Annotated in this window: 9 protein-coding genes; 4 read left to right on the top strand and 5 right to left on the bottom strand. The window is 43.6% G+C overall.

The genetic code is table 11. From position 1 onward, the window contains the following. Window positions 1-242: 242 nt before the first annotated feature. Complete coding sequence (locus A3766_RS13495) at window positions 243-2,087, bottom strand: cache domain-containing protein (RefSeq protein ID WP_068642355.1); 1,845 nt, start codon at window positions 2,085-2,087, stop codon at window positions 243-245. 3 nt (window positions 2,088-2,090) lie between these two features. Then, the gene (locus A3766_RS13490) at window positions 2,091-3,275 is read right to left on the bottom strand and encodes a hypothetical protein (RefSeq protein ID WP_068642353.1); all 1,185 of its coding nucleotides are present in this window, start codon (window positions 3,273-3,275) and stop codon (window positions 2,091-2,093) included. Between the two features lie 106 nt (window positions 3,276-3,381). Between A3766_RS13490 and A3766_RS13480 the strand changes: the two genes are divergently transcribed. After that, window positions 3,382-4,176 carry an AraC family transcriptional regulator gene (locus A3766_RS13480; protein WP_082885845.1) on the top strand — a complete coding sequence of 265 codons (795 nt, stop codon included), beginning with the start codon at window positions 3,382-3,384 and terminating at the stop codon, window positions 4,174-4,176. A 112-nt stretch (window positions 4,177-4,288) separates the two neighbouring features. Here A3766_RS13480 and A3766_RS13475 read toward each other — a convergent pair whose 3' ends face one another. Next, window positions 4,289-5,410 (bottom strand): cupin domain-containing protein, encoded by a 1,122-nt coding sequence (locus A3766_RS13475; RefSeq protein WP_068507457.1) that lies wholly within the window; start codon window positions 5,408-5,410, stop codon window positions 4,289-4,291. A gap of 123 nt (window positions 5,411-5,533) precedes the next feature. Between A3766_RS13475 and A3766_RS13470 the strand changes: the two genes are divergently transcribed. After that, window positions 5,534-6,502 (top strand): GNAT family N-acetyltransferase, encoded by a 969-nt coding sequence (locus tag A3766_RS13470; protein WP_068507459.1) that lies wholly within the window; start codon window positions 5,534-5,536, stop codon window positions 6,500-6,502. 77 nt (window positions 6,503-6,579) lie between these two features. On the opposite strand, the gene A3766_RS13465 is transcribed toward A3766_RS13470, so the two are convergent. Then, window positions 6,580-8,754, bottom strand: coding sequence for a malate synthase G (locus A3766_RS13465; RefSeq protein WP_068507465.1), 2,175 nt, complete (start codon window positions 8,752-8,754; stop codon window positions 6,580-6,582). Window positions 8,755-9,010: 256 nt separating this feature from the next. Between A3766_RS13465 and A3766_RS13460 the strand changes: the two genes are divergently transcribed. Continuing rightward, window positions 9,011-9,793 (top strand): hypothetical protein, encoded by a 783-nt coding sequence (locus A3766_RS13460; protein ID WP_068507461.1) that lies wholly within the window; start codon window positions 9,011-9,013, stop codon window positions 9,791-9,793. A gap of 360 nt (window positions 9,794-10,153) precedes the next feature. Beyond that, window positions 10,154-11,026, top strand: a complete 873-nt coding sequence (locus tag A3766_RS13455) for a 7TM-DISM domain-containing protein (RefSeq protein WP_068507463.1) — start codon at window positions 10,154-10,156, stop codon at window positions 11,024-11,026. 80 nt (window positions 11,027-11,106) lie between these two features. Here A3766_RS13455 and A3766_RS28945 read toward each other — a convergent pair. Next, the coding region (locus tag A3766_RS28945) for an ATP-binding protein (protein ID WP_197479569.1) at window positions 11,107-11,268 on the bottom strand (162 nt) is incomplete at its 5' end.

Below are 11,268 nucleotides of genomic sequence, written 5' to 3'. Positions count from 1 at the left end.
CCACTTCTTCGTAAGGGTTACCTGTACAACCGACAACACTCACAGAAACTATACAGGCAGCTGCAAATTTGACAGCCTTAGCCATCTTCACTGGCAGGTCTATCAATTTTTTTTGTTTTAATCTAATCATTTTGCTTCTCCAGCTTTTTGATTGTTTTATGGAGAAACAACGATAACGCAGTCATGAATTTTTTTAGGTATAGGATTACGTACAGATCTCATAGATCAGTGCGCAATTTGCCTTAGGGTTCATTGCACATTCGTCTGGCCAAATCATCTCTAGCGTGCTGAATAAGTGTTAAAGGATCTCGCGCTACGGAAGTGAAAACATGCAAACCACCTAAAGGCATAATGCCCTTCTGTGTTATTTCACCGATAGACCGACAATAGTGCTTCAGGTTCCCGGCCGCATCCGGTTGTGAGGTTGAAGGCATCAATATCGCCACTTCATTTCGATCCAAACTAACAAGACTAAATGCGCTATCCAACTCTGTTGATAAGCACGCTTTAACCTCATCACGCCACTGAGACTCTATTCGCAACAATGCAAGGGCATGTGACGCTTGGTCGTCTCTGCCAATCAAATCAGTCAGGCGCGCTTCTAAACCTTTTTGGTTTAACAAACCTGTTTCAGTATCATGAACATCCAACCATTTCCTCTCATCTACAATAGTTGGTTCAGCTAAAGGTGTCGCGATGACCAAAACTTGCCGAGACGAGATAGAGACAGACTCTTCCTGCTCTCCATAAACAGGCGTATAACGCCAAGAAAGGCAGTGCTGATGCCCTGACACAGAAGTGATATAAGCAACATGTTCAAACTCTGACAAAACCCCTCTAGTGATATCCTCAAGCCGCCGGGAGACTAAGCCCCCCTTAGCCTGAATGAGAGAATCCAACGAGCTCCCTTCGAGACTTTCTGAGCTTAATTCAAATAAAGATTTTAGATAGCGATTAACAGACAATAAGCGCCCGCCACCATCAACTACTGCGATACCCACAGGAACTGAGTCATTCACACTCTCTGATAATAGTTTCTCGCGCTCCAAAGCTTCTGTGCGTGCATCCAAAGCATTTGACGTTTCGACTGCCAAGCGCTCAACTGCATCGGCACGATGTAGCTTACGTAAAGGCTGGCGTAATAGTATAAACAGTAGAAATTCACCGACAAGCAACGCTAAGAAACTATAACCGAACGTTTGAGAGATCGTTTGATCTAATAAGGAGTAGTCTTCAGACACATTTGATATTACAACTAGTTGATTTTGCTGCAAAGGCATCGCCTTCAATTCATAAATATTTGGAGACAAATCCAAAACCTGAATTCGGCGACTTAATTCATCAAGAGAGTACGAACGCGAAGCCTGATCAAGCACGACTCTGCTTTCCAAGGGGTTGGTTAAAGCCATTAGATCACGCTCCCAAAATGGAGAAACAGGCAGCCCCTTGACCCCTGCACTAAATGGGTCCGTATTCTTGCTTAGCAAAACCGTATCAATATTTGAGACGTGCTGAAACCTAAGCATTACATTACTTAATGGCTCTGCCAGAACGATGACACCCAAAACATCCCCCTGATAAAGCATGGCAGTGTAAGTCACAATTCGGCAAACAGAGTTACAATCTACACGCCAAGAGGGCGCTTCTCTCTGGAGCACCTCCCTAACACTCTCTTGGTGTTGCAATGAGTCAGTCGAGTGTAATATACCAAGCTGAGTATCAAACAAAGCCAATACTGACAATCCCCCATCGGCTTGTAAATTCCAATCAAGCTCTTCTATTTCACTGCGAAAACTTTCGACATCGTTTCCCCGGATTGCCTCCATTAAAATTTTATTCAAACTTGCCGAGTTCGCTAGCTGTATCACTTTATCCGCAGAAGTTTCTATCAAACGATTTAATTGCTGTTCATATTGGGCATGCACAATAAGCCGGTTAGACTCAAACTCATGCGTTTTCCACTGAGACATCAACAAAGAAAAGACCAACACAATTAATGTGAATACAAGGCTAATCGCTCCAAACGTTTGCCAATTAATGTTAAAACCTTTGTCTTTCCATCCTGAGGGTAATGTCTCGTCAATCATCTACTACCACCTATAGGCGAGCTGAAAAAGAACTGCTGTCCAGTATGGATCCTGCTCGTCTGAAATCGAGTTATCACGACTAAACAACCTCGAGTAACCCTCAATATAATGAATCTCAGCGCGAAGAAGCCAGTTCTCATCAGGTCTAAATGCCAGACCAAAATTAGCATCGTCAAATGAGCTCTTTGGGTCTGACGAGCCCCTCAGCTTTGTTTGTTCATAGCGAGCATACATTTCCCAGAATTCATCAAAACGATAAACACTCTGCAAGTAATAAGCTTCTTCATAAAAATCATTAACAGCCTCGCTTGCCAGTGCCGGAATATTAGTCTGGAATTTATGGCGCAAATACTCAAACGTGACAGACCATTGGAATTGGTTGTATTCAAGTGATGTCACGATATTTTCGGAGTAAAATGACGCGTCAGGTTCAACAATCATAAGCAAAGGGTCGTCACCTGCAGGAAACTCAACTGATACTTCGTATTCTGGTTTGAAGTACGTTATGGAGGCACGCCAACCATCAAACTCTTCTCCATATATTATTTTGGCTAACAGGCTACGATCTCCTTTGAGTTTGCTTGGAGAAAGTTGTGAGGCCTCTTCCAACTCATCTTTATCAGCAACAGGCTGGCTCAAGAAAAGTTGAAATGCTAAAGGCTCACCAGATAGGTCATAAGAACCAAAGAATTCCACACCATCAGCGGAATAAAAGGAGTTACGAGTCATGTCAAAATAAACGGCTTGCGGCATCACCACACCCGTTCGGGTATGGGGAATATCCCGAGTCTCATTATAAAAACCATAAGAAGAACGTATTCTCCCTAAACGAAGACCCAAAGAACGATCAAAACTCTGATAAATCGGGTAGCTAAAAAACCCGTAATCGAGACGAATATCTTCACCACTCGACTCACTAACCTTTCGACCTAATAACTGGGCGGAAACGCCTATAGACCCTTTGACCGTGGTAGAAAATAGTAAACCTGCCTCCCACATATCAAGCGAGGCCTCATCATCCGAGCGGCTCAGATAATCATAATCACTACTATAAATAACGCTTTGGCTAACAAAAGCCTCCCACGAGAAAGGTGTAAACCAGTCACCGTTTTCCTCAGCAAACAAGCTTGAAGAGTGAGAGCCAAGCAGCAAACTACTAGTAAACAGTAAGTATCTTAATATTTTCATTGTTCTGAATCTTTGTATCGTTATTATTGTATATATAGCCAATTGCCCCAGGGGTCATTGAGACACGCTCTATCATCTCACTCTCACTCTCAAGGCTAATTGGCGCTTGTCCCGTACCGGTATAAACCTGCCTATACCAAATAGACTCGAGTTGATTAGCCGATATCACTTTATCCATGGAGCAAGCTATTACCCTATTATTCATAAATCTCCAGGTCGCTTGAGTGTTGCCCTAACCTTCCCTTACAAAAAAAACCTAACGATTCAACAACGACGTTTTTGCGCCGAGGCGGTTTTCTCATATACCTTAAACTCTCTACGAGAAATAATTTGTTCCACAGTAACACCCCTTGATATATGTTTTGATTTTCCTGCGCCTACCTATTCACATCGCTACTTAAAGCACTTCGACTGCAAAGCAACTTTTAACCAACCTCTTTCGATCATTACGTTTGATGATCAACTATTATACAGAGATCTATCTAGCCACAACCCAACCTTGCACCAACTCTACCTTAATAAGTCTCTAGACCTCTGGCAAAAATCTGAACGATTGCAAGACTTCGAGTATCGTGCAATCAGCCAGATAATGCACAACCACCCAGAGTCTTTTAATAGTCAGAAGCTGGCATCCAAGCTAAATATATCTGTTCGAGGATTACAAAAACGGCTTAATAAGCACGGCGAGTCGTTTTCTCACCTTTCCAACATTGCCCGAAGAGAGCTTGCTAAAGTTTACTTATTTCAAATGAGGCAAAACATTGATTACACGGCTGAACAACTTGGCTTTCAAACAGCATCAGGCTTTAGGCGCTTTTTCAAAGCCGAATTTTCACAAACACCTATAGAGTTTCTCGAAAAGCATTGTTCAGGAAAAATTTGTTCCAATCTTGAAAACTAGGCGTCACCTTCTCCGCCTTTTTAATCTGGATATTATTAACGAAGATAGTAAGTCAAGCATGAGCTAGCTCAAACATAGCTCGAAGCACCTAGCGAGGCACAGTGACCTCTGCCTACAAATCTCCGAGCACTAATGCACCGCTTTCCAATAAGTTGGCAATAACGCTTTTATCCTGTTTATCTGAAACTAAATCTAGTATTCGCTGACGACAAAGATCTTGTCTGTCGGCGAGTTCTTCAGCCAATGCGGCTGAACATTTATAAGAAGTACCATCAACATAAAGCAGACACTCCTTGAAGGTGGTATAGGCAAAGCGTGAAGCAGGGTTACGCTGAATTAGCTCACCCTCACCAAGGAGCGACTCCCAATCCTCAATACTTTCGCCGACAAGCTCAAGCTCAGGATACTTCCTTTCCGTTACATACTCCCCTAGCCAGTTTGCAAGCAAGGTCTCATTGGTCAAGGCCTCGCTCAACATTTCACGCAAGCGAGTGATAGCAGCTTCAGGGATATTACCTCGGGCAGCTTTTAAAGCCTCGATGCTATCCTGATAACGCTCATCCTCTTTCAAGCCCTCCAAAGCTGCTGTCGCTACACCGTCGACAATATCTCGAATGCTCGGAGCGCGAAAACCAACTGAATAGGTCATGCTGTTTTCTACAGAGACTCCTAAGTGCGCATGCTTGGCGGGAATGTAAAGGATATCACCCGGTTCCAAGGTTACTTCCAATTTAGGCTCAAATTCAGTCAGGATACGCACAGAGGTATCTGGTACCAATTCACTGTCGGCGCTACAAACCTGACCTACTTGCCACTTTCTGCTCCCCTCTCCTTGAATTAGAAAGACATCAAAAAAGTCATAATGCTGGGAAACGGTTCCCCCAACCGGCGCATACGAAGCCATTATGTCATCCAGACGCCAGCTCGGTAAGAAATCAAAAGACCTTAAAATCTCCGCCACTTCAGGTGACCACTGATCAAGACCTTGAACCAGAAGCGTCCAATCCCTCTTGGGTAGAGTAGGAAACCGGCTTTCTTCAAAAGGCCCACACTCGACCTGCCACTTTTGATCAGACTGCATAATTATTCGGGACTCGACATCCTCCTCACAGGCTAAACCCGCTAATTCACTTGGCTCCAACCAATATGGGTCCGAAAAAGCCTTGGAAATAAGCATTGGTTTTTTTTGCCAGTAATTGAGTAAAAAATCCTGAACATCAAAATTGTGCAACATAGCGAGCCTTATTCTTAATTAGCAAAAAGCAGGTAAAGTCGGTAGACCTGCATACCCCAGCTGTTCTATTCTGAGCATGATATAATAATGGATTGATAATGCAGTAACATCATTTGAAATATTATGAGTCAAATTAAAATCCAAACTTATGCCCTGGATAAACTTCCATTAGAGGTACATCGTCGCCTATGCAAGCTCGATAACGACTGGCTGCATATTCATAAGGCTCATCAAGTAGAGAAGGGTTTTATCCAGGCACTTGTCGCCAGTGATAACATTATTGGCTACGTTGTCGTTAAGCATAACGACGCTAGCTCTGCCCATATCCATAAGCTATATATTCACCCTTCCTGCAGAAGAAAGTCCTTTGGTCGCCAGCTTCTGCATCGAGCGATGAAAGCTGCCGCAAAGTCTAACTATGATGAGCTCTACCTGGAATGCTTTCAAGAATATCAGGCCTTCTTTGCCTCTCAAGGATTCGTGACAGCCAAAGAGCCTAATCGTGATGGGATATACCATATGGAAATGCCCTGTCTGAGGCATTATATTAAAGTCCGAGCAGAAGAGCCTCACTTGTCAACAGATGGACGGAAGGCACTGTTAATATCTCAGGATAATCATTTATATAAGTACAATAACCAAGACCAGTTTGTTAGCTTTCATCGAAGCATGCTTTCACAGGCCCAGAGACAAATATCCATACTTTCCGACACAATCACACACCCTATCTTTAAAGAAAGCTACATCCGTCAATGTCTATTGAATCTATCGAAGAGGAACTCGCAGGCAAAAATTAGAATACTATTAATCGATGATCGAACTGGTGCAGGCTATCACAATCCACTTATTGACCTCGCCCAGAAATTGACCAGCTTCATCGAATTAAGAGTGATTCCAAGAGGCGCCAGCAGGCCCCGCGATATGATTACAACGGTTGATTTTGACGCCGGCATCTACCGGAAAGACCTGGATAGCTACACGGGCTTCGTTAACTACAGCAATCATATGATCGCACAGAGACTCAGAGATAGCTTTGACCAACATTGGCAATACGCTAAACCCTCTGCCAATATGCGCCGCCTAAGTATTTAGCTAATCAATACGCACAAAAAAACCGGCATTCAGCCGGTTTTTTTGTGCCCCTACATAAGCAGGGGCTGAGTAAACACTTATTGCGCTTTAAACTTCAAACGGTAAGCATGAAGTAGCGGCTCTGTGTAACCACTTGGCTGCTCTTTGCCCTTGAAGATCAAATCAGAAGCTGCCTGGAAAGCAATGCCGTCAAAAGACGGTGCCATGGCGATGTATTCAGAATCACCCGCATTCTGGCCGTCAACAATCGCTGCCATACGCTTCAAGCTTTCTTCAACCTGTTCTTTGGTACAAACACCGTGCTCCAACCAGTTCGCCACGTGCTGAGAAGAAATACGCAATGTTGCACGATCTTCCATCAAACCAACGTTGTTGATATCTGGAACTTTAGAACAACCAACACCCTGATCAACCCAACGTACAACATAACCCAGGATACCCTGACAGTTGTTGTCGATTTCGTTCTGAATGAATTCAGGCGTTAGCGCCTTAACTTCATCTGCAGACATTAGTGGAACGCTTAAGATGTCATCTACGTTTGCATGCTCGCGAGTCTTAAGTTCGTTTTGAACCGCAAATACATCAATCTGATGATAGTGAATTGCGTGAAGTGCTGCAGCAGTAGGAGAAGGAACCCAAGCCGTGTTAGCACCCGCTTTAGGATGGCCCACTTTCTGCTCCATCATCATGCCCATTTCATCAGGAATCGGCCACATGCCTTTACCAATCTGTGAACGACCTTGTAGGCCTGTTTCCAAACCTGTATCAACGTTCCAATCTTCGTATGCGTTAATCCAAACTTGCTGCTTCATTTGAGTCTTAGCAACAAAAGGACCTGCCAACATTGACGTGTGTAGCTCATCACCGGTACGGTCAAGGAAGCCTGTGTTGATGAATACAACACGGTCTTTCGCTGCACGGATACATTCTTTCAAGTTAACAGTGGTACGACGCTCTTCATCCATAATACCCATCTTCATCGTGAAGCGAGGCAGGTTAAGTGCATCTTCAACACGTGCAAACAATTCGTTAGCAAAAGCCACTTCTTCTGGGCCGTGCATCTTAGGTTTAACGATATTGACAGAACCTGTTGTAGAGTTCTTGAATGGGCTATTGCCATTCAAGTCGTGAATAGCGATAAGCGCTGTCACAACACCGTCCATGATGCCTTCAGGAATTTCAGAACCGTCTTCCAAAAGAATCGCAGGGTTAGTCATCAAGTGACCTACGTTACGAACGAACAACATTGAACGACCTTTCAAAGAGAAAGTATTACCGTCAACACCCGTGAATTCACGGTCAGCATTCATCACACGTGTAAATGTCTTACCGCCTTTGCTTACGTCTTCAGCCAGATCGCCTTTCATTAGGCCTAACCAGTTGCCGTAAGTCGTCACTTTGTCTTCTGCGTCAACCGCAGCAACAGAGTCTTCACAGTCCATGATAGTGGTCAGTGCCGCTTCCATGATCAAATCTTTAACGCCAGCAGCGTCAGTTGAACCAACTGGGCTAGTCGCATCGATTTGGATTTCGATGTGCAAACCATTGTTCTTCAAAAGAATAGATGTTGGTGCAGCTACGTCGCCGGTGTAACCAACAAATTTGTCTTCTTCTTTTAGACCTGAAGTAGAACCGTCAGCCAGTGTCACGGCAAGCTTACCGTCAACGATTGCGTAGTTTGTTGTACCGACGTGAGAACCCTTAGCCAAAGGTGCAGCCGTGTCTAATACACCACGAGCATAAGCGATAACCTTGTCGCCACGTACTTTGTTATAACCTGGGCCCTTTTCAGCGCCACCTTCTTCAGAAATAACTTTCGTGCCATAAAGCGCATCGTACAAAGAACCCCAACGAGCGTTAGAAGCGTTCAATGCGAAACGAGCGTTCATTACTGGCACAACTAGCTGTGGGCCAGCCATTTCAGCGATCTCTGGCTCTACATTTTCAGTCGTTGCTTCAAATGCCGGGCCTTCTTCTACCAGGTAACCAATTTCCTGAAGAAATGCTTTGTACTCTGCGAAATCCAAAGACTGGCCTTTACGCTCAGAATGATACGCATCAATCTTAGCTTGAAGGTCATCACGCTTTGCAAGCAGCTCGCGGTTACGTGGTGCCAACTCATTAGCGATTGCGCTGAAACCAGCCCAAAATGCATCCTGATCGACGCCTGTACCTGGAATTGCTTTCTCGTTTACGAAATCGAATAGCTCTTTTGCGACCTGCAGGCCTGCAGCTTGAACGCGCTCTGTCATCTTTGTATCAGCCTCAACACTTGAAATAACAAGGAAATTGCCCCTAGCAAAAGTAAACTTCTTCGCCAGGTGCGTAATAAAGGCGGCAGATTTTACATGAAAATGTGACAAACCCCAAATTCTATCCGATCAAAGTTTGCACAATCATTTACCATTTCACCCTAAATCCCAGATAGAAAATCACAAACGCTGGTCTATACTCAAAGGTATAAGCAATTTCAGTTTAACCTTTTGTATATTTTTTAAGATCTTAGCTATGTCAACAACCACTATTACAATCGCCATCGTTGCTATCATATTTCTTTGCATTGGTGCTATTTATATTTCTCAAGCGCGCGAGCGAGCACGTGTTGAGCGCATTCGCAAAACCAATGTGCTGACTGAGCGACATAACCGCATGCAACAGTTGATTCACGACCTGCCCCCGCAGTACTTAAACAACGAGCTACGCATCATGATCGCCGAGCGCTCAGTTGAAACGCTTAATGAACTGATCATTTTAAATAAAACCGAGCGCCTACAAGGTTACCTCACTGCTGATCATGACTATCTAAAGAACTTACGCGAAAACAACCCCAAATTTCCGGCAGTCCCCGTAAAAACAGAAGCCAAAGCCAAAGAAGTGAGAGGCTACCTGGAGGTACTTCAACGCTTTATTCAGTCACAACATAAGGCCAAGCGTCTGAATGCCGGCAGTGCAAAAAAATATCTGGATCACATCAGTCTTTCGATTTGCCAATCCAAAGCAGACTTATTCTGTGGCCGAGCCGAAGCGGCAAATGCCAATGGCAAGCCCAGAGTTGCAATTCATAATTACCACAGTGCAATTGATGCATTTAAAGAGTTTGCCAAACACCCTCAGGCCGCAAAAGCTATTGCGCTTTACAAAGCCAAAATCAAAGCGCTTGATGAAGTAGCGGATCAACACAACAAAAAATTCAGAGAACAAGAAGAAGCTAAAAAACAAGAAGGCAACAAAGAGTGGGATAGCTTTCTCGATGACGAAGACCAATGGCAAAAGAAGAATTCATACGACTAAAAACAAGTTTTTTCTCTTCTCTTGCATCTTAAAATAGGATTTTCCTGACATTATGTACTATTTTTAATATTTAGAAGAGCTCCATAATTAGCCCGGCTGATCGAGCTCTACCTATTCTGTCCACAATGAACTTCTCTGGACGACCTCAAAAAATAAAAAAGCCGTTTAGATGAGAAAAATCAGGCTCAGCCACCCATTAGCTAAATTATTCCTATTACTAATCCTCATCGTTGTAGGGCGTTATGCTTTTTCTGAACAACTTCCCGGATACAAGCTCAGCGCTGAGTCAATACCCGAAAATATAGGCATTTACACCCAATACATCGAAGATAAAGACGGCATTCTATTTTTGAAGATATTATGGCCGCGGACTCAAAGTATAATAATGGTCTAAAATGGCAAAATGCTCCCAACGATGGCCTTGCAAAAGGATTTACTGACTCAGTATATTGGCTCCGCTTTTCAGTCGATAACATAAGCCCAGAAGCCACACGCTGGTACCTTGAGGTTCGCTACCCGATCCTTGATTCAATTGAATACTTCATACCAGATAGTGAGGGCGAGTATACTAAAGAAATCGCAGGTGATGCTTATCCCTTTGAGCAACGAGACATCGATTATCGAAATATCGTTTTTTTACACAACACGCCAGCCAACGAAAGCCAAACTTTTTATATGCGCATCGATACCTCTAGTTCGATGTTTGTCCCCCTTCAAATATGGCCCAATGACACCTTCTTTCATGAAATAGATAAAGTTAAGCTACTGCTCGGCATTCTCTATGGGATCGTAATTCTTGCGCTATTTATTTCAGCAGTAAATGCCGTATTCCTAAGAGACGTCATGTATATCTGGTTAAGCGGTATCTTTATCTGCTTTTTCTTGTACCTGGGTGGGATTAAAGGGGTTGCCTTCCAAGCCTTATGGCCAAACTCTCTCTATTGGCAGAAAATCAGCATCCCCTTCTTCATGAATATGAGCGTTGCATTCGGCTTCTTATATTGTCGCGCCTACATCAACTTAAGAGTGCTGTCTCTCAAGCTTGACCTGTCAATTAAAGTCTTGGCGGCGCTAGCTTTTGCCACAAGCTTACTCTGCTTTATTATCGAATACGAATACATCATTAGCATCAGCACAATCGTAACCATGCTTTCACAAGTCATATGTTTAAGCATCGGCCTCTACTCCTGGTATAAAGGCAATACGGCAGCCCGCCTGTTAATTTGCATGTAAAACTGACCCTGCTTTTGCACTTAATTTTGACCCGCCTGAGAGGCCAGATTATGGCCTGAACTTTTCTTTTATTTCCAGTTTTAAATTCGTTTATTAGTAGATTCTTTGTAGCGGTAACTTTCGTTACCTGTTTCAATGATGTGACAGTGATGCGTTAGTCGATCAAGTAATGCGGTTGTCATCTTTGCGTCACCGAAGACTTGGCTCCACTCTGAAAAGCTTAAGTTAGTCGTGATAATCAC

This window comes from Oleiphilus sp. HI0132 (genome assembly GCF_001635845.1).
The sequence above is the reverse complement of the archived record's forward strand: the minus strand, read 5'-3'. Positions and strand labels throughout refer to the sequence as shown.

Excerpts from the sequence above, each read along its gene's own strand:
- A3766_RS13495 (WP_068642355.1), bottom strand. The coding sequence starts at position 2,087 with ATGATTGACGAGACATTACCCTCAGGATGGAAAGACAAAGGTTTTAAC.
- A3766_RS13490 (WP_068642353.1), bottom strand. The coding sequence starts at position 3,275 with ATGAAAATATTAAGATACTTACTGTTTACTAGTAGTTTGCTGCTTGGC.
- A3766_RS13475 (WP_068507457.1), bottom strand. The coding sequence starts at position 5,410 with ATGTTGCACAATTTTGATGTTCAGGATTTTTTACTCAATTACTGGCAA.
- A3766_RS13470 (WP_068507459.1), top strand. The coding sequence starts at position 5,534 with ATGAGTCAAATTAAAATCCAAACTTATGCCCTGGATAAACTTCCATTA.
- A3766_RS13465 (WP_068507465.1), bottom strand. The coding sequence starts at position 8,754 with ATGACAGAGCGCGTTCAAGCTGCAGGCCTGCAGGTCGCAAAAGAGCTA.
- A3766_RS13460 (WP_068507461.1), top strand. The coding sequence starts at position 9,011 with ATGTCAACAACCACTATTACAATCGCCATCGTTGCTATCATATTTCTT.
- A3766_RS13455 (WP_068507463.1), top strand. The coding sequence starts at position 10,154 with ATGGCCGCGGACTCAAAGTATAATAATGGTCTAAAATGGCAAAATGCT.